At 40.8% G+C, this 20,317-nt stretch carries 18 protein-coding genes; all 18 read right to left on the reverse strand.

All coding sequences use genetic code 11. The features are described 5' to 3' along the window. Window positions 1-20 precede the first annotated feature (20 nt). A complete protein-coding gene (locus tag NQ560_RS07755) occupies window positions 21-1,259 on the reverse strand; it encodes a BaiN/RdsA family NAD(P)/FAD-dependent oxidoreductase (RefSeq protein WP_005332714.1) in 1,239 nt (412 codons plus the stop codon). Between the two features lie 22 nt (window positions 1,260-1,281). Further along, complete coding sequence (locus NQ560_RS07760) at window positions 1,282-2,568, reverse strand: methionine gamma-lyase family protein (protein ID WP_005332713.1); 1,287 nt, start codon at window positions 2,566-2,568, stop codon at window positions 1,282-1,284. Beyond that, window positions 2,562-3,521 (reverse strand): tRNA (adenosine(37)-N6)-dimethylallyltransferase MiaA, encoded by a 960-nt coding sequence (gene miaA, locus NQ560_RS07765; protein WP_005332698.1) that lies wholly within the window; start codon window positions 3,519-3,521, stop codon window positions 2,562-2,564. Before miaA ends, NQ560_RS07760 begins: the two co-directional genes overlap by 7 nt. A 34-nt stretch (window positions 3,522-3,555) precedes the next feature. Further along, window positions 3,556-5,652: a DNA mismatch repair endonuclease MutL gene (mutL, locus tag NQ560_RS07770; RefSeq protein WP_005332696.1), complete on the reverse strand. Its 2,097-nt coding sequence runs from the start codon at window positions 5,650-5,652 to the stop codon at window positions 3,556-3,558. Window positions 5,653-5,655: 3 nt separating this feature from the next. Next, window positions 5,656-8,298, reverse strand: a complete 2,643-nt coding sequence (mutS, locus tag NQ560_RS07775; RefSeq protein ID WP_330371172.1) for a DNA mismatch repair protein MutS — start codon at window positions 8,296-8,298, stop codon at window positions 5,656-5,658. 187 nt (window positions 8,299-8,485) lie between these two features. Then, window positions 8,486-8,935, reverse strand: a complete 450-nt coding sequence (locus NQ560_RS07780; RefSeq protein ID WP_005332685.1) for a putative ABC transporter permease — start codon at window positions 8,933-8,935, stop codon at window positions 8,486-8,488. 85 nt (window positions 8,936-9,020) lie between these two features. Beyond that, entirely contained in the window at window positions 9,021-10,460 is a 1,440-nt protein-coding gene (miaB, locus tag NQ560_RS07785) for a tRNA (N6-isopentenyl adenosine(37)-C2)-methylthiotransferase MiaB (protein WP_040015445.1), read from the reverse strand. Then, window positions 10,426-10,602 carry a DUF4250 domain-containing protein gene (locus tag NQ560_RS07790; RefSeq protein ID WP_005332682.1) on the reverse strand — a complete coding sequence of 59 codons (177 nt, stop codon included), beginning with the start codon at window positions 10,600-10,602 and terminating at the stop codon, window positions 10,426-10,428. Before NQ560_RS07790 ends, miaB begins: the two co-directional genes overlap by 35 nt. Before the next feature lie 8 nt (window positions 10,603-10,610). After that, window positions 10,611-11,165 (reverse strand): 5-formyltetrahydrofolate cyclo-ligase, encoded by a 555-nt coding sequence (locus NQ560_RS07795; protein ID WP_005332681.1) that lies wholly within the window; start codon window positions 11,163-11,165, stop codon window positions 10,611-10,613. Next, a complete protein-coding gene (locus NQ560_RS07800) occupies window positions 11,143-11,364 on the reverse strand; it encodes a DUF896 domain-containing protein (protein WP_005336417.1) in 222 nt (73 codons plus the stop codon). The genes NQ560_RS07795 and NQ560_RS07800 overlap by 23 nt, the downstream gene beginning before the upstream one ends. Window positions 11,365-11,451: 87 nt before the next feature. Continuing rightward, window positions 11,452-11,829 carry a hypothetical protein gene (locus NQ560_RS07805; RefSeq protein ID WP_005332679.1) on the reverse strand — a complete coding sequence of 126 codons (378 nt, stop codon included), beginning with the start codon at window positions 11,827-11,829 and terminating at the stop codon, window positions 11,452-11,454. 83 nt (window positions 11,830-11,912) lie between these two features. Next, window positions 11,913-13,574: a putative polysaccharide biosynthesis protein gene (locus tag NQ560_RS07810; protein ID WP_005332678.1), complete on the reverse strand. Its 1,662-nt coding sequence runs from the start codon at window positions 13,572-13,574 to the stop codon at window positions 11,913-11,915. A gap of 13 nt (window positions 13,575-13,587) precedes the next feature. Next, a complete protein-coding gene (gene ybeY, locus NQ560_RS07815; RefSeq protein WP_005332677.1) occupies window positions 13,588-14,082 on the reverse strand; it encodes an rRNA maturation RNase YbeY in 495 nt (164 codons plus the stop codon). After that, complete coding sequence (locus NQ560_RS07820) at window positions 14,079-15,083, reverse strand: PhoH family protein (RefSeq protein WP_005332676.1); 1,005 nt, start codon at window positions 15,081-15,083, stop codon at window positions 14,079-14,081. Before NQ560_RS07820 ends, ybeY begins: the two co-directional genes overlap by 4 nt. Window positions 15,084-15,088: 5 nt before the next feature. Then, window positions 15,089-16,375 (reverse strand): sporulation protein YqfD, encoded by a 1,287-nt coding sequence (locus NQ560_RS07825; protein ID WP_040015444.1) that lies wholly within the window; start codon window positions 16,373-16,375, stop codon window positions 15,089-15,091. Window positions 16,376-16,392: 17 nt separating this feature from the next. Beyond that, window positions 16,393-16,671 carry a sporulation protein YqfC gene (yqfC, locus tag NQ560_RS07830; RefSeq protein WP_005332674.1) on the reverse strand — a complete coding sequence of 93 codons (279 nt, stop codon included), beginning with the start codon at window positions 16,669-16,671 and terminating at the stop codon, window positions 16,393-16,395. Between the two features lie 148 nt (window positions 16,672-16,819). Further along, complete coding sequence (pflA, locus tag NQ560_RS07835) at window positions 16,820-17,545, reverse strand: pyruvate formate-lyase-activating protein (RefSeq protein WP_005332673.1); 726 nt, start codon at window positions 17,543-17,545, stop codon at window positions 16,820-16,822. Between the two features lie 132 nt (window positions 17,546-17,677). Then, the gene (gene pflB / locus NQ560_RS07840) at window positions 17,678-19,930 is read right to left on the reverse strand and encodes a formate C-acetyltransferase (RefSeq protein ID WP_040015443.1); all 2,253 of its coding nucleotides are present in this window, start codon (window positions 19,928-19,930) and stop codon (window positions 17,678-17,680) included. Window positions 19,931-20,317: the final 387 nt, after the last annotated feature.

Here is a 20,317-nt window from a genome sequence, read left to right on the forward strand (position 1 = left end):
TATATTTCTTAAAGTAATTGTTATAGATCAGATGCCGCATGTTTTCCTGCCAGATAACCGGTAGCCCATGCCCACTGTAGATTATAACCGCCACAAATTCCATCAACGTCAAGAAGTTCTCCGGCAAGATAGAGATCTTTTGTAATACAGGACTGCATCGTCTCCATATCTACTTCTTTTAAGCTGACACCGCCTGCGCTAACTTGAGCATTGTCAAACCCGTTGGTATCAGAAATGTTTAACCTGCAAGACTTTATGACCTCACACAGTCTTGTAAGTTCTGCTCCTTTGATCATATTTAGTTTCGCAGAAAAACGGATGCCTGAAATTCGGAGTATTTCCGGAATTAGTTTTGTGTGAAGAATTCCGGTCAGAAGGTCTTCCGGTTTTGACTTTTGGTTCTCGCTCAGGTGCTGAAGTTTTTTGCTAAATAGTTCTCTAAGTGAAGCTTCCTCTAATTCCGGCAGAAAGTCAATCATAACCTGCGCATTTTGCTTTTCATATAAAGCCCTGGAAATATAGCGGCTGACTTGGAATACAGGAATTCCGGATATGCCATAATTGGTAATCTGAAGTTCACCGGTATCTGAGACAGCCATACGCCCATTGATCAAGGCTGTTACTTTTGCATCTGTCCTGACTCCTGAAGCTTTTTGAAAGGCAAAATCCTTTACTTTTAACTGCACCAGTGCCGGAACAACCGGCACAACAGAATGCCCCAGTGATTTGACAAGGGTATAACCGCTGCCATCAGAGCCGAGTTTCGAAGAAGCCTTTCCGCCGGCTGCTAAAATGATGCGGTCAGCTTGAATTTTTTCGCTGCCGGTCTCAATCTGGAATCCTTTTTTTGTCCGGCATATGGATGTCACTGCGTTCTCACGTCTGATGTCTGCGCCCAGTTCTTTTAAACGATTATCCAGAACAGAACGGACGACAGATGCCTGATCACATCTTGGATAAATGTATCCATTTCTGGATTTCATCAGAAGTCCCAGATTTTCGAAAAAACGAATTGTATCCGAATATCCAAAGGCTTTTAGAACAGAAGAAATCAATTGCGGCTCATCACTTCGGAAATAATCCAAAGACATGTTTTTATTTGTCAGATTACAGCGCCCATTTCCGGTAGACAAAATTTTCTTTCCAAGAATATCCTTCTGATCAAAGATAATGACCTGAATGTCTGGATTTGTCTCAAGGGCGGTGATGCCCGCCAACATACCGGAAGCACCGCCTCCGACAATTGCAAGTGTTTTCATATCTGAACTCCTTAACTTTATATTATAACTCTGTTACAAGGTCTTCTCTTACCAGATACTCTAAAGACATTAATATTCCAAGCTTTGCATGCTGCCATGTAAGTCCGCCCTGGAAATACACTGCATATGGCTCTTTGATCGGACCATCGGCACTCAGCTCGATAGAGGAGCCCTGAACAAATGCTCCGGCTGCCATAATAACATCGCTGTCATATCCTGGCATCGGCCATGGCTCTGGTGTGACATAGGAATCAACCGGGGCGGCAGCCTGGATTCCTTTACAGAATGCGATGACACCTTCCGGTGTTCCAAGTTCTACTGCCTGAATAATATCGTGGCGGCTCTCCGTACCATTTGGAATGACACTGTAACCTAATTTTTCGTAGATGTTTGCTGCAAAGATGGCTCCTTTTAAAGCACCTGCTGTCACAGTCGGTGCCAGGAAAAGTCCCTGGAAGAAGGACTGCATGACACCGAGAGATGCACCAACTTCCTTTCCAAGTCCTGGAGAAGTCAGGCGGTATCCACAATTATCAATCAGATCTTTTCGTCCTGCGATATATCCGCCAATTGGCGCAAGTCCACCGCCCGGGTTCTTGATCAGGGAACCAACGACCATATCTGCACCCACATCACTTGGCTCAATCGTCTCTACAAATTCACCGTAACAGTTATCGACCATACAGATAACGTCTGGTTTGATACTCTTTACAAATGCAATCAGTTCTCCAATCTGTGAGACGGAAAAGCTTGGTCTTGTCTGATATCCTTTGGAACGCTGGATTGTTACAAGCTTTGTTTTTTCATTGATTGCTTTTTTGATATTGTCATAGTCAAATGCACCGCCTTCTAGAAGATCTACCTGGCGATAGGAAATTCCGTACTCCGCAAGAGAACCATTCGATGGGCGGATTCCAATGACTTCTTCCAATGTGTCATAAGGTTTTCCGACTGGAGATAGAAGCTCATCGCCCGGGCGCAGATTTGCAGCCAGTGCCAGTGCCAGTGCGTGAGTTCCGCATGTGATCTGCGGTCTTACAAGAGCACTTTCTGTATGAAAAATCTCTGCGTACACTTCTTCCAGTGTGTCACGTCCCGGGTCGTCATAACCGTATCCGCTGGCGTATTTGAAACAGCCGGCATTGACTTTACATTTCTGCATTGCATGCACGACTTTCAACTGATTGTACTCTGCCACTTTGTCGATGGCATCAAAACGTTCTTTTAAAGTTCCTTCAATCTGGCTCCCGAAATCGTAAACCTCTCTGCGGATTCCCATTTCCAGATACATATCTTCTATATTTAACATGATTGTCCCTCCAAAATATCTTTTTTAATAGATTCGAGCATCACTTCCAGAATCTTATCTTCATCATAATTGTAATCTTTTTTATTAATCCATGTCACATGCTTCTCTCGCTTGAACCATGTAATCTGACGTTTTGCAAAATGTCTTGTATCTCGTTTGATTTTGTAAATGGCATCTTCTAATGTGCATACTCCGTCCAGATAGTCCAGAATTTCTTTATATCCAAGTCCCTGCATAGAAACCATACTGCGGTCATAGCCACGCGCTTTTAAAGCCTTAACTTCCGCGACAAGCCCCTCTTCTATCATCTTGTCAACTCGTAGATCTATACGGCGGTACAGGTTCTTGCGGTCATCATTTAAGATAAAATATACAAATTGATAGGGCGACTCTTTTTGTCGCTCTGTTTCATTGTGCTCAGAAATTTTCATTCCGGTTTTCTGATAAAATTCCAATGCCCGAATGACCCGCTTTATATTATTTGCATGGATAGTATCTGCCGATTTTGGGTCCACTTCGCGAAGTTTTTCATGAAGTGCCTCTGCGCCATGTTCTTCTGCAAATGTTTCTAATTCTGCGCGGAGCGAGGTGTCATTATCATTATCTGTAAAATCAATATCATAAAGTAGTGCCTGAATATAAAATCCGGTTCCGCCTACTACGATTGGAATATGCCCGGCAGCATAGATCTTTTGCATAGCTTCTTTTGCCATCTGTTGAAAACGGACAACATGAAATTCATCGTCTGGTTCCAGTTCATCTACTAAGTAATGTGGAACATGCTGCATTTCTTCCGGACGGATTTTTGCGGAACCAATATCCATATATTTGTAGACCTGCATGGAATCTGCAGAAATAATCTCACCACCGATTGCTTTTGCAAGACCAATGGAAGCCTTTGTTTTACCGACTGCAGTAGGTCCGGTGAGAATGATTAAAGGTTGTTTTTGCATGATATATCATCCCTTACATTTTTCATATTCGATATTAAACAATACGTTTGAATTTCTTTTCCAGTTCGCGCCTTGACATGGCGATAATGGTGGGTCTCCCATGTGGACAGTGATAAGGATTGTCCAGTGACAGAAGTTCCGTGATCAATGTGTCTACTTCTGCAGCACTCAATCGCATATTTCCTTTGACAGCTGCCTTACAGGACATAGATGCAATCTTTTCGTCAATCAGATTAGATGGCGCATTTCGGTTGATTTCATCAGACAGACTGTCAATCATCTCCATGAGCAGTTCTTTTTTTGCAATACTGAACAGATTGTCCGGTACAGCGCGGACTGCATAGGAATCCTGTCCGAATTCTTCTATCTCAAAACCAATCCGCGTGAACTGATCCATATAAAGCCTGAGAAGTTCTGCCTCCTGCATAGACAGATTCAGTATGATTGGCGGACTAATAAGCTGAGAAGTAAACTCCCGTGTCTTCATGCCCTTCAATGTCTGTTCATACAGAACTCTCTCATGAGCTGCATGCTGGTCGATAATATATAAGTTATCATGAAATTCTACCAGCCAATAAGTATCAAAGACCTGGCCAATAATCTTATGTTCAGCTTTTGCCTGTGGCTCCAGAAGTTTTTCTTCAAAGAAATTGAGCTGCTGTGGTTTTTCCGCAGGAACTTGTCTTGCAGTATAATTTGGCATCTCTGCAATCTGAGAGCCTTGTGTCTGCACATTTTGTTGTGATTTATATGAGCTTTGTGCCTGCACATTTCTCTGTGGCTTGTAGGAGTTAGGAGCTGGTATATTTTTCTGTGGTTTATAGGAATACGGCACTGGTACATTTTTCTGTAGGTCACAGGCATCTGTATTGGATGAAGCAGGTGTTGTTTCTTGCTTATTTTCGTGCAGCGCTTCATGGTAAGAATATACTCTTTTCTTCATCTCATTCATAAAGTATTGCAGCTTTTCATCTTCATTTTGTGGTGACTGCAAAGAGGTTCGCAGCTTTTCGGTATGTTCTGCCTCACTTTTTTTCGGCAGATCCATCTTCGACTCTTTTGGTTCTTCTGGAAAATTACTTTTACAATCTTTCGGTTCTTCTGGAATTTTTATATCATCCAATGTCACTTCGGGAATCAGCTCCCGTTCATGTAGTCCGTCATCGACAGCCGCAAACAGGGTATTATAAATCTCCTGCTGATTATTAAAACGGACATCCATCTTGGTCGGATGCACATTAACATCTACATGTTCTGTGTCTACGTCCAGGTAAAGCACGACAAATGGGTATTTGTGCTGCATAGTAAAATCTTTATATCCGTCTTCAATTGCCTTGGAGATGATACTGCTCTTAATGTATCTTCCATCTACGAAATAATTTTCAAAATTACGGTTGCCGCGGGAAATCAAGGGCTTTCCAAGATATCCGGTAATGTGGATTCCTTTTCTTTCAAAATCTACTTCAATCAGATTCGATGCAATCTCCCGTCCGTATATATGATAGATGACATCCTTCAAATTTCCATTGCCGGAAGTATGAAGTTTAACCTGACCGTTGTTGATAAAACGGAAGGAAACTTCCGGATGAGACAACGCTAGTCTTGTGACCAGGTCTCCGACGTGACTAGCCTCTGTCATAGCAGTTTTTAAAAACTTTCTTCTGGCAGGTGTGTTGTAGAAAAGCTGCCGGATCAAAAATGTCGTGCCATCCGGGGCACCGGCATCTTCAAGTGATTCTTCCTTCCCACCGGCAATCTTATATCGCACGCCAAAATCTGCTTCCTTTGTCTTGGTCAGAAGCTCTACCTGAGAGACCGCTGCAATACTGGAAAGTGCTTCGCCACGGAAACCAAGAGATGAAATGTGTGCAAGATCCTCTGCACTTCGGATCTTACTTGTAGAATGGCGTAAAAATGCAGCACGGACATCTTCTTTATCAATTCCGATTCCGTTGTCAGCGATTCGCATAAATGTAATGCCACCTTCCTTGATCTCGACAGTTACAGCAGTCGCACCGGCATCAATTGCATTCTCAGCAAGCTCTTTGACTACGGATGCCGGACGTTCTATGACTTCCCCGGCGGCAATTTTATCAATTGTAATCTGGTCTAATACCTGTATCTTACTCATGGTCTACCACCTGTTTTTTAATTTGTTCTGAAGCTGATAAAGGGTATTGAGTGCTTCAATTGGTGTCAGGTTTCCAAGATCAAGCTCTTTTAACTCTTTTAATACGTCATCATCTTTCACTGTATCGAACAATGACATCTGAGCCAGATCCACGTCATCATATTTTTTTGCCTTAGGTTTTGGGGCACCCAAAACAGCAATATCTTTGATCCGGCTTGTAATATCTGTCTGAACCAGTTCTTCTACAATTTCCTTTGCCCGGTCAGTAACAGACTCCGGCACCCCTGCAAGCTTCGCTACCTGGATACCATAACTTTTGTCCGCACCACCTTTGACAATTTTTCTAAGGAAAATGATATCGTCGCCGTTCTCTTTAACAGCAATGCAATAGTTATTCACGTTATCTATTTTGCCTTCCAGCTCGGTCAGCTCGTGGTAATGTGTGGCAAATAAAGTCTTAGCACCAAGAAGTTTGCTGTTACTGATATGTTCGATGACTGCCCAGGCAATGCTGAGCCCGTCAAATGTACTCGTTCCACGGCCGATCTCGTCAAGTATTAAAAGACTCTTGCTAGTGGCATTTCTTAAAATATTTGCGACTTCCGTCATCTCGACCATAAATGTACTCTGACCACTTGCCAGATCATCGGAAGCTCCTACACGGGTAAAGATACGGTCTACCAGACCGATGTCGGCTTTGGAGGCAGGAACAAAAGAACCAATCTGAGCCATCAGAACAATCAGGGCTGTCTGGCGCATGTAGGTAGACTTTCCGGCCATGTTCGGTCCCGTTATAATTGCGATCCGGTCTTTTTTATCGTTCAGATATGTATCATTGGAAATGAACATATCATTTGGAATCATTTTCTCAACTACCGGGTGACGGCCGTCTTTGATGTCAATGACACCTTTTTCATTTATCTTCGGACGCACATAATTATTCTGCTCTGCAACAAGAGCCAGAGAAGCCAGTGTATCAATCTGGGCGATCACTTTGGCAGTTTTCTGGACACGGACAACATCTTTGGCAACACGGCTTCGGATATCACTGTAAAGCTCATACTCCAGAGAATAAAGCTTATCTTCCGCACCGAGAATCGTATCCTCCAGTTCTTTTAATTCCGGAATAATATAACGCTCTGCATTGGCAAGGGTCTGCTTTCTTGTATAATAATCCGGAACCAGATCTTTAAAAGAATTGGTCACTTCCAGATAGTAGCCGAATACTTTATTGTATTTAATCTTTAGATTTTTGATGCCGGTTTTCTCACGCTCGTCACTTTCCAGTTTTGCAAGCCAGTCTTTCCCGTCAGACTTAGCAGAGCGGAGTTTATCAACTTCCGGATTATACCCGTCGCGGATAATACCGCCTTCCTTCATGGCAAGCGGCGGATCTTCTTGGATTGCATCTTTGATCAGTGTACACAGATCTTCCAGAGTATCTAAATCTTCATAAAGTTCTTTCAAAAGAGGACTTGTCATCTCGCTTAAAATATATTTGATATGAGGCAGCATAGAAAGAGAACTTTCAAATGCGATCATATCTCTCGGGTTCGCAGACTGATATGTAATCTTGCTGACCAGACGCTCAAGATCATAGATCGGTGACAGATATTCCCGGATCTCTTCTCTTGAAATCGCGTTATCTAAAAGCTCATTGAGAGCATCCAGACGTTTCTCAATATCATATTTCTGAACCAGTGGCTGTTCAATATATTTTCGGAGATTTCTGGCACCCATGGCGGTTTTCGTCTTATCCAGTACCCAGAGAAGGCTTCCCCTCTTCTGCTTCTCTCTTAAAGTCTCACAAAGTTCAAGATTCCGTCTTGTAGCACTGTCGAGAAGCATATATTTTCCGGCAGCATATGGAATCAGACGTGACATATGGGAAAGAGATGTCTTCTGAGTCTCTTTCAGATAGATCAAAAGGGCTCCGGAAGCAATGATCCCACAGTCATAATCTGCAAGACCAAGACCAGTCAATGATCCGACTTTGAAATGTTCTTTTAATGTATCCTGACAGATTGCATCATCAAAATACCATGGATCCAGTGAATAAATGGTAATTCCAAGGCGGTTCTTCAAATCCTCGATGTTCATGCCACTCATGAAAAATGCTTCATTACAGATAAGCTCCGACGGCATAAGTTTATAGATTTCGTCAAACAGTTTTTCTTCTGTATTAATCTCCGTAACAAAATAATCGCCGGTCGTAACATCAGCGACAGACAACCCAAAACGATCTTCCATGTAAACAACACACATAATGTAGTTGTTCTTTGTCTCGTCTAATGCCTGCATATCCAGGTTCGTTCCAGGTGTGGCAATCCGGACAACCTCACGTTTGACGATTCCTTTTGCAGTTGCCGGATCTTCCATCTGTTCGCAGATGGCGACCTTGTAACCTTTAGATACGAGCCGGTTCAGATAACCGTCTACTGCATGGAACGGGACACCGCACATCGGTGCACGTTCTTCCAGTCCACAGTTTTTTCCGGTAAGGGTGATGTCCAGTTCTTTTGATGCTACCAGTGCATCATCAAAGAACATCTCATAGAAATCTCCCAGTCTATAAAATAAAATGCAGTCTTTGTATTCTTCTTTTGTTTTCATATACTGCTGCATCATAGGTGTTAATTCAGCCACTTTTTTATCTCCTCTTGTGTAATACTTGTGAATTCAGGAATGCCATTGGCAATCTCGAAACTTCGGCATCTTTATATTATAACATCTCATCCTGTTTCATGAAAGTCGAAATTTTAGACAAACAGGAAAAGATTAGTTATCACTACCTGCCACATGTTTATCAAATATCAAAACGGATGATGTAACACTACCAAATGCGGTAATGTGGTATTGGTTCTCTATAGAACCAATGGAGCAGATATCCGGACAGAAGGATACCCATAGTACATAAAAAAGAAAAAATAAGCGCAAAGGGAAGACAAATCTGCCCCCATAACTGCAATGGCATATCCGAATAATCCCAAACTGCCAGGTGATACCATTTGTTTACGATAATTCCAGTGATAAATTCCATACTCACAACAAAGATCGTACAACGTGTAATCTGTCTTGGCAGAGCATCCTGCCATTCTGTCAGCCGTCCCTGCCATGTAAAAAACTGCATACACAGTCCGCCAAGCATGAACATACTTATATGTGAAAAACCGCGAAATAAGACTTCAATCCCATAATAAATACATCCTCCGACAGCCCATAGTACAAGATATTCACTTATATTTTTTAAATAAATGTTTTTCTTTGATAAGCTATTCTTCATATAAAAACGCCCTCACTATCTGTTCTTACAAAATAGTGTGAGCGTTTTCTACTCGTTTTATCAATATCATCACTGGTATATTTTTCTATACCTGTTCTCCAATATAATAGAAGCCTTTACATTGATCCAGCTTCACATTGACATAATCGCCGATCATAGATGCATCTCCCCGGAAATGAACAAGAATGTTATTGCTGAGTCGTCCGGTTACCATATGGTCATCATGGTCACTGACAGATTCAACCAGCACTTCCTGAACGGTTCCTTCATGTACAGCACATACCTCTGCTGCAATTGTCTGAACTTCTTTCAGTAGACGGTCAAAACGATCTTTTACAACTTCCTCCGGAACCTGATCTTCCATTGTGGCAGCAGGCGTTCCGGTTCTCTTGGAGTAGATAAATGTAAATGCACTGTCGTATCGCACTTTTCTTACAATATCTAAAGTTTCCAGGAAGTCCTCTTCTGTCTCACCAGGAAATCCGACAATAATATCTGTTGTCAGAGAGATATCCGGCACAGCGGCACGGATTTTATCTACCAGTTCCAGATACTGTTCTTTTGTATAATGGCGGTTCATCTTCTTTAAAATACGACTGCTTCCGGATTGTACGGGAAGATGAAGGTGTTTACAGATTTTTTTACTCTTGCCCATCACTTCGATCAATTCATCAGAAAGATCTTTCGGGTGGGAAGTCATAAAACGGATTCGATGAAGTCCCTCGATCTGCTCGATTTTTTGTAGTAGTTCTGCAAAGGGCAACGGTTCTTCCAAGTTCTTTCCGTAAGAATTTACATTTTGTCCAAGAAGCATAACTTCTGTGACACCATCAGCTACAAGACGTTCGATTTCCCGCACAATTGCTTCTGGTTTACGACTTCTCTCACGTCCTCTTACATATGGCACGATACAGTAACTACAGAAATTATTGCAGCCAAACATAATGTTGACTCCGGATTTAAAGGAATATTTCCTGTCGTTTGGAAGATCTTCGACAATCTTATCAGTATCTTTCCAGATATCAATGACCATGCGGCCACCTTCGTAAACTGCAGTAATTAGTTCCGCAAATTTATAAATGTTATGGGTGCCGAAAATAAGATCTACGAAGCGATAGCTTGTACGAAGTTTTTCTACAACTTCCGGTTCCTGCATCATACAGCCGCACAAGGCAATCTTCATATGTGGATTTTTCTTTTTATGTGACTTTAACTGACCAAGGCGTCCGTAAACTCTTGTATTCGCATTTTCCCGGACAGTACACGTATTAAAGATTACAAAATCTGCCTCTTCTTCAGACGCTTCTTCGTAGCCTATTTCAAGTAGAATTCCACGTAATTTTTCTGAATCGCGCGCATTCATCTGACACCCAAAGGTTGTGACGCAGAAAGTCATCGGCCTTCCTGCTTCTTCTGCTTCTTTTCTTACGTATTCTTTCGCTTTTTCTATGAAATAATATTGTCTTTCTGGTTCCTTATGAGGTACAGGATCAGACAAATTGATTCCTGATGTTATCGTATTCATAATCAATCCCTTTCAACGTATCTGTAATAGATGTTTTTGTGATTTCGCGGTCTTCGCATAGTGCGTCCAGCGATGGATATTTATCTCTGAGTTCTGTATTGATCACGCTAAGAAGCATGACTGGATCTTTTGGTAATTCCATATATAATATTATCCTTCCTGATAAATGTTTGTTTCTGTCACAAGAAGCTGTGGCTTAATATCTTGTTCCTCTGCCGGGACTTCAAATAAGACTTGCATATCAAAAGCCAGTGCCAGTGTATGAAGCTGAGGATGTGACTCCAGATATCGGTCATAATAACCGCCTCCATAGCCGACACGATTGCGGTTTGTATCAAAGGCAACTCCTGGCATGATCATAAGTCCGTCGTCTGCCGATGCAGGTATTCCGGCAGCGGGTTCGAGAATACCATAAGCACCAGGTTTTAATTCATCAAAAGAAGTAATTTCATAAAAATCCATTGTTTCGCCGTGAACCTTCGGAACCCAGACAGTTTTTCCGAGTTTCCAGGCTTCCAGCATAAGTGGCCGAGTCCCCACTTCCCCTCCGAAATCTATATAACAATAAATATCTGTTGCTTCCCGGAATACATCCAGTTCGCATGTCTTACGACAGATTTCAGCCGTCTGTGACTGCCAGATAATTGGATCCAGTTCTTTGCGTTGCTTACGGATAATCTGCCTAATGGACTTTTTTGTTTCCATATTTTTCACCTAGATTCGTAATACTTCCATCTGCCTCTTTGACAGAAATATTGTCAAGCTGTCCCCTAAGATTACGGCGGACGCTGTCAATATATTCTTTTCTTAAGATAAGCTGTTCTTTTAATTCTGCATCACTTAATCCGACCTCTTTGGATTTGTGATAGAGTTCATTAATACGGGCAATTTTGCTTTCGTCCATGTGCTTTCGTTCCTTTCTTAATAAAGACGTCATCTATTTATCTTACACTATCCGGAACAAGAAGTCTACAGAAAAATCCAGGATACATTAACTGGAATAATTTTCGAGAAAGCCATAAAGCTCAGCGGTACTTTCAATATACTTTCCATTTCTGATTTCCTGTCTTAAAAGTTCTGGAAGTTCATCATAATGAATGTCTGTATACTCATAAGGTGTTTTCTTATCGCTGAAATACACAACAATGTATCCGTTCACTTCCATCAGATAATAGCAGTCATTTTTGGAAGCCTTGCTGCCGGTCGTGACAGAAGATGAATCCTCATTTTCCATGGTCTGCTGCTCTTCTATTTTTAGTTTTTCAGCTCTCGCCTTTGCTTTTTGATAACTGAACTGATATGCAAATGTCATGGCAATGATCAGGCATGCACAACAACTTAAAAAGCCAATGCTGTACTTACTTTTCATGGAAATATCTCCTTTTTAAGTACAGTATTGACTTTATTATTTACTTCTATTCATGATCCGTGTCATGCAGCATTAAGAACAGCCTAGGAACGGAATAAATGAGCTTTCTTGCATATTTTGACTAACATTGGTCCCTTTGGCATGGAAGATAGCTCTTTTTCTGTTACACCGCCAAGAAGTACAAGCGCAACACCGTAAACTGCAACAGCAACACACAATGCAATGACAGTTGCAATTCTTGTTCCTACGAACAATTCAAATAACAAATGTACAACAAGTGTAACGATCCCCATAATGATCGAGGCAATTGCCGGTATGACAAATGTTTTCTTCTGCTCCTGAACATATCCGATTCGTTCTCTCAATGCATGTGCATTTAAAATACAGGTAGAAAGAGAAAAAACAATCTTGCTCAAAACAACTGCATAAATGCCCCATTTGAAAACAACCATCATAAGGAACAGGGAAATGATATGTATAACAAGAGAGATGGCGGCACTCTTTACCGGTACCATCATATTATCGAGTCCCTGAAGCACTGCATTCGTTACAGTAGAAAGATTGTAAAATACAACAGAGATTGCTCCCATCTGTAATAATACACCGCCAAGAGTATTATTCTCTGTAAAGAATAATAAATCCAGAAGTGGTTTTGCCAGTACGATAAATCCGGCTGCACATGGAATCGCAATAATCATATTAAAACGCGTAAAAATATCAATCTTTTCATGAACCTGTCTGCGGTTTCCGGTCTTTGCTGTAAGTACAATGCTTGGGATCAAGGAAGATCCAAAGGCACTGGAAATCGCAAGAGGCACATTCATCAGTGTATCGTATTTTCCGGTTACAATACCAAGAAGGGCGGCATATTCGCTTTCTTTATGCCCCTGAATAGACATAATTGTCCCAAACATAGCATTATCTACAACACCACAAAGATTGTAGACCGTTGCGCTTAAAATAACAGGTGCAATCGTTAATAGAAGCACTTTAAAAACTCTCTTATAACTTTCAGTTTTATTTCCACGATCACGCTCCATCTGACGGCGGAATTTCTTCCGGAAAGCTAAAAATAAGAAAAATAAAAATAATAACGCAGCAAGTGCTCCCATCACGGTACCTAGTGTACCGCCAGATGCTGCATAAGCCGCACCATAAGAATCATTATTTTTCTGGGCAGCAACTTCTTTACCAACCTTAAGGAGCATGTAAGCACCGACTACGCTGACAACTGCATTGACAATCTGTTCGATGATCTGGGAAACAGCTGTCGGAATCATGGATCCATTTCCCTGGAAAAATCCACGGAATACACCAAGGATTGCCACGATCAGAATGCACGGAGCCAGTACTCGCAAAGCTAACGTACTCATTTTCATTGCCATCAGATTCGATGCGATAAAATCAGCGCCAAAGAATATGATGGCACCGACGATACCGCCTGCTGCAATTGCAAATGTCATGGCACCCCGAAAGACGCGATATGCATTTTTATATTGTCCTGTTGCAAGTCTTGCAGAGACAAGCTTGGATACTGCAAGGGGCAGACTGTAAGAAGTCAGTGTAAGTGCAATCGCGTAAATCTGAAACGCGACTCCGTAGTAGCCCATACCTTTATCACCCAGTATATTTACGAGGGGAATTCGGTACACTGCTCCGATAATTTTAGTTATGACTCCGGCTATAGCCAGAATGGAACCCTGAACGAGAAAGTTCTTCCCGGTTTCACTTTTGTTTTCACTCATAATTTACTCCATGTTAACGTAATATATTTAGCTCATTTAAAATTTCACGCTGAAGAGTCTCCATTTCAATACGTTCCTCTTCTTCCATATGATCATAACCGGAAAGATGAAGGACCGAGTGTGCAATCAGGAATGCGTATTCACGTTTGACGGAATGACCGTATTCTTCAGCCTGTGCAATGACTTTTTCTTTGGAAATCACAATATCTCCAAGCAGAAGCTCACCTGTCTCCGGATCGAAGCAGTCTTCTTCGCTTTCAAAATGAGAGAAGTCTCCCGGAGTTTCATATTCCAGCATCGGGAAAGAAAGTACATCTGTTGCACGATCAATGTTACGGAAATCCCGGTTCATCTCATGAATCTCATCGTTCATAGTGAGTAAGAGATTGACCTGAACTTCATATGGACAATGAATATATTCCAATGCGCCATTTATGACTTCACGGGCAAGCGCCTGGCAATCAAAAGGGAGCTTTAATGCTCCTTCTTCTTCATAAAATAATGTCATGATTTTCTCCTTTTCTCTCGGCTGCGATTTCTTGATTTGTTCTGTGTCTTTGTCTCGTATTCTTCGTAAGCTTTTACAATTTTCTGGACAAGCGGATGGCGGACAACATCTTTGCTTGTAAGACGGCATACTCCAATGTCATTGATCTTGCCGACAACACGGACAGCTACATCAAGTCCGGAAGTCTGACCACTTGGCAAATCCTTTTGTGTCTCATCACCGGTAATTACAACTTTTGAGCCAAATCCGATTCTTGTTAAAAACATCTTCATCTGCGCCGGAGTTGTGTTCTGAGCCTCGTCCAGAATGATAAATGCATTGTCTAATGTACGTCCACGCATGTAAGCAAGCGGTGCGACTTCAATCAGTCCTTTTTCAGAATTTTTCAAAAAACTTTCTGCTCCCATAATCTGATAAAGAGCATCATAAAGCGGACGCAGATAAGGATCGATCTTGCTTTGCAGATCTCCCGGAAGAAATCCAAGCTTTTCTCCCGCCTCAATGGCAGGTCTTGTCAAAATGATTCTTCCAACTTCATTATTTTTAAATGCAGTGATTGCCATAGCCATGGCCAGGTATGTCTTTCCTGTTCCGGCAGGACCTAGTCCAAAGACAATCATTTTTTCCCGAATTTCATCTACATACTGTTTTTGCCCAAGTGTCTTTGGTTTTATTGGCTTCCCCTGTAAGGTGTGACAGATAATATCTTTATCAATTTCCAAGACATTATCTTCACTGTCTTCCATGACAAGTGCCAGCGTATAATTCACATTTTGTTCTGAAATCGTGTTACCTCGACGGGATAATTCAAGAAGCTGTGAGAGTACATTTCTTGCGCGTTCTACAGCATTGCTGTCCCCCATGATCTTGACAACACCATCTCTGGAAATCAGTGTCACATGAAGGGAGCGCTCAATCTTTTTTGCAAAAGCATCAAATTGCCCGAATACATTTGCTTCATGCTCAGCCGGGATTTCAAGAACAGTTTCCATAATTCCCATATATCTTATTCTCCTAATTGTTCAGTTTGTTCTTCCGGATCATTCGGAAGCTGCAGAATCTCAGATTGTCGGGACTGTCCGGTATTGCAGATGATGGTCAGTGTACCAGATATAGCTCCCTCTTTTGACCCTGTGTCTATTTTAACATCATTCTGAATAATTTCTACCCCCTTTTTATCTAAATCTTCACAATATCGTAAGAAATATCTGTTCAATTTGTCTTGAAGCTGTTGATCTGTATATTTTTTCATAACAGGTTTATAAGGGGTCAGACCTACAACGCCGATATATACCGGCAGATAAAAATGATCTAGAAGTTTCAGCCGTGACTCCATTGTGCTTTTTGAATAGTGTTCATACGGAGACCAGATGAAAAATGGTGACAGACGATATTTACCAATGCGAAAATACAGATAGAACAAACGGGGGAACTTTACACTTGTTTTTTTTACGTATTTTCTGGGCAAAGTATTCTCGTAATGAATCTGAGTCTGGATGAAAATATCAGCATCTGAATGACAGGACTCATATCCTGTGATCTCTTTTGCATCATTAAGAATAGGAATCTGACCGGAAACAAGAATATCACCGGGATTTACAGATGTTCCCTCCCGCACCATAGGAATACCTTTTCGAGTGATAATGCGTACAATAGTCCCTGTGCAATCTGAAACAAGGTCCGTCCCAGCATCAGAATTTGGATATATATCCTCTTTTATATCTGTTTTATTATCTGTTTTATTATCTATTTTAGCATCTTCGTTTTCTTTGATTTGAATGATCAGTCTGGTTCCCTCTATAGATGCAGATACCCAGATGATGTCGTCAAATCCTTTCCGAATATCTTTTACAATACGGTCGCAATCAATGTTTCCGCGCCGTATGCCGGTATTCACATGATTCTCCTTTAGAAATGTTCTTATGACTTCTTCGGTCTGTGTATGTGTGCCAAGGATTTCAATATCCCAGATATAACCAGACATTATCAATAGTAAAACGGTGGCAGTAAGTATGCCAGCAAAGAAAAGCTTGCGTCTTCGATGGTCAAACAGATAAAAAGGAAGTCCATATTTTTTTACAATCGTAATTTTTGTGGAAGTTTTATGAGAAATGTGACGCAGCTTTTTGAAATCTTTTACCCATAGATTCATTTCGTAAGAGCCATCGCTGGCTGATAAATCCCAGATTTTTATTTTTCGGTAATTGCATGCGTTAATAAAACGTTCCATACGATGACCGGTAATCCGGATTCTTACATATCCTCGAATATATTGATATATTTTTAAAAGCAATGAATGAATCCCCCACCTTATGTCTGATATTCAATATTCTGAATTTTCCCCGTAATTTTCATATCATCATTCGTATAAGAATCAACTTGAAGGTGCTTTCCGGTAATTCGTATCTGACCGATTTTTGTCTGAACTCTAACGAGTTGATCTGTATATTCAATCAGTCCCCGATAATTTTCAATTCGCATTTCAGAATGTCCCAGAATTTCAACATTAGGCATTCCAAGAACAACATCTTCTGGAAATTTGGATGCTTTGGCAGCTTTTCTTTTGCTATTTTCCAAATCTATACTCATAAAACTCCATTTTTCAATTTATGAAAATATCGTTTGTAATAATGTATGAATGAAGGTATGTCTTTCATTACTGAAGTAAAAAAGAAACACACAGCTTTAAAATATCATAAGCTATATGTTTCTTTTATCAAATTATAAATTGGTATTATTAAAATGCTCCAAGACGTTTTCTGGCATTCTCTACACGCTCAGCAGTCGGAGGATCAATTCCTTCTAATGGATACTCCATACCAAGTTCTTTCCATTTGTATGCACCAAGTGTATGATATGGTAGAACTTCTACGCGTTCTACATTATGAAGAGTCAGAATGAATTCATGCAGTCTGTCCAGATATTCATCTTTGTCGCTGCGCTTAGGAACAAGAACATGTCTGATCCAGACAGGCTTCTTCATATCAGACAGATAAGTTGCCAGATCTAAGATGTTTTTATTCGTATGCCCTGTCAGACGTATATGCTCCTTTTCATCAATGTGTTTGATGTCAAGCAAAATGAGATCGGTATATTGCATTAATTCATTAAATTTGCTAAAGAAAGGTTCTTCTCTTGTGAAAGGATTACCACTTGTATCTAGTGTTGTATGAATTCCATTTTCCTTTGCTTTTTTAAAAAGTTCAGTCAGAAAATCAATTTGAAGAAGCGGTTCACCACCACTGACAGTAATGCCACCTTCATTCCCCCAGTAAGAACGATATCTGAGGGCTTTTTTGATCAGGTCATCCGTAGAAGTCAGTGTACCTGTTTTCATATTCCATGTATCCGGGTTATGACAGAACTGACAACGCATGGGACATCCTGCAGTAAAAATGACAAAGCGAACTCCTGGTCCATCTACAGAACCAAAACTTTCTGTGGAATGAATGTATCCTTCCATAATAACAATCTCCTATCTATATATTTTTAAAATGTATTTTCAATAATGGTTTATTATTTTGAAAATTTACATAATTAATTATAAGACCCCGCGAAGAGCATTGTCAAACACGAGGTCTTATATGTGTGAAAATTACATTTCTTTATGGCATGTTCTGGAAATTACATCTAACTGCTGCTCGCGAGTCAGGTCGATGAATTTTACAGCGTATCCAGATACACGGATTGTAAAGTTTGCGTACTCTGGTTTCTCTGGATGCTCCATAGCATCGATCAGTTTCTCTGTACCAAATACATTGACATTCAGATGATGAGCTCCCTGATCAAAGTATCCATCTAATACGTGTGCAAGGTTCACACTTCTCTCTTCATCATTGTGTCCAAGTGCTCCTGGGCTGATTGTCTGTGTATTAGAAATTCCATCTAATGCAAGTTCATATGGAAGCTTAGCAACAGAGTTCAAGGAAGCAAGAAGTCCTGCTTTTTCTGCACCGTATGATGGGTTAGCTCCTGGAGATAATGGCTCTCCTGCTTTTCTTCCATCTGGAAGAGATCCTGTAGCCTTACCATATACAACGTTTGATGTAATTGTAAGGATAGATGTTGTCGGTGTAGAATCTCTGTAAGTATGGCATTTGCTCAGTTTGTGCATGAATTTCTTCAGAAGCCAAACTGCAATGTCATCTGCACGGTCATCATCATTACCATATCTTGGGAAATCTCCCTCGATTTCAAAGTCAACAGCAATTCCGTCCTCGTCACGGATTGGTTTAACCTTTGCGTATTTGATAGCGCTTAAGGAATCTACTACATGTGAGAATCCTGCGATACCTGTAGCAAATGAACGTTTTACATCTGTGTCGATGAGAGACATCTGTGCTGCCTCATAATAATATTTATCATGCATGTAGTGGATCATGTTCAGTGTGTCAACGTACAGTTTAGACAGCCACTCCATCATCTCGTCATATTTAGCAAGTACTTCATCGATATCAAGGTACTCAGATGTAATTGGCTGGTAGTTTGGTCCAACCTGTGCTTTTGTCTTCTCATCAACACCACCGTTGATTGCATACATTAAGCATTTTGCAAGGTTTGCACGAGCTCCGAAGAACTGCATCTCTTTACCAGTCTCTGTGGCAGATACGCAGCAGCAGATGCTGTAGTCATCACCCCATACCGGACGCATAACATCGTCATTTTCATACTGGATAGAACTTGTCTCAACAGAAATGCGAGCAGCAAATTTCTTGAAGTTCTCTGGCAGTCTTGAAGAATAAAGGACTGTTAAGTTCGGCTCTGGAGAAGGTCCCATGTTCTTTAATGTGTGAAGGAAACGATAATCGTTCTTTGTTACCATAGAACGTCCATCTTGTCCAAGTCCGGCTACTTCCAGAGTTGCCCATGTAGGATCTCCTGAGAACAGTTCATTGTAAGAAGGAATTCTTGCGAATTTAACCATACGGAACTTCATTACAAGGTGATCAATTAATTCCTGAGCTTCTTTCTCTGTAAGCTTACCGTTTTTAATATCACGATCAATATATATATCAAGGAAAGTAGACACACGTCCAACACTCATAGCAGCACCGTTCTGAGTCTTGATTGCTGCAAGATAACCAAAGTATAACCACTGTACAGCCTCTTTTGCATCTTTTGCAGGCTGTGAAATGTCATAACCATAAGCAGCAGCCATTTCTTTCATATCACGAAGTGCTCTCATCTGATCAGCAAGCTCTTCACGAAGACGGAAGTCTGTACCTTTCATGCCGTGTCTTGCGTAACGCTCAAAATCATACTGTTTTTTCTCAAGAAGAAAATCAATTCCGTACAGAGCTACACGACGATAATCACCAACGATACGTCCACGTCCGTAAGTATCCGGAAGTCCTGTAATGATTTTGTTATGACGAGCTTTTTTCATCTCTGGTGTGTAGATATCGAAAACTCCCTGGTTGTGTGTTTTATGATATTTAGTAAAGATTTCATGAAGTTTTGGGCTTGGCTCATATCCATAAGTTGTACAAGCCTGCTCTGCCATCTTAATTCCACCGTAAGGCATGAATGCTCTCTTCAGAGGCTTGTCTGTCTGAAGACCTACAACCTGCTCAAGGTCTTTCATACTCTCATCGATATACCCTGGGCCATATGCTGTCAGTCCGGATACAACTTCTGTTTCCATATCTAGAACGCCGCCTTTTGCACGTTCTTCTTTCTGAAGTTCCTGAAGTCTTCCCCACAATTTGTTGGTTGCCTCAGTTGGTCCCTCCAGGAAAGATTCATCTCCATCATATGGAGTGTAGTTATCCTGGATAAAACTTCTAACATCTACAGAATGTGTCCAGTTTCTTCCTTTAAATCCTGCCCACTGTTCGTACTGTGCCATATCTTTACGTCTCCTTTTCCTAAATATGTATTTCTTTTTACGGGCACAGTATAGCATCGGTTTTTTTCGATTGCAAGTATTTAAATGAGTACAATTAATCAAAAAGCGCTTGTACTTGATTTTGTGCAATTTCACCGAGAAATTGCATTTTAGAGAGTACAATTCATGTGTTTTGTATGTAATTTTATACAAAAAATATTTGTTAAACTATTGACAAATTCAAATAAAAGTAATACGGCTATCCTCAAAATATATGATATCATAATTTAGATTTTCCCCTGATATCTGCATATGTAAATGATAAAAATGCTGTTCAGATATAAGAAAAAGAAGCATGAAACACCTTAAATGGATTCTCATACTTCTTTTTTCTTACGACAAATACCT

Source organism: Dorea formicigenerans, assembly GCF_025150245.1.
GTDB classification, from domain to species: domain Bacteria; phylum Bacillota; class Clostridia; order Lachnospirales; family Lachnospiraceae; genus Dorea; species Dorea formicigenerans.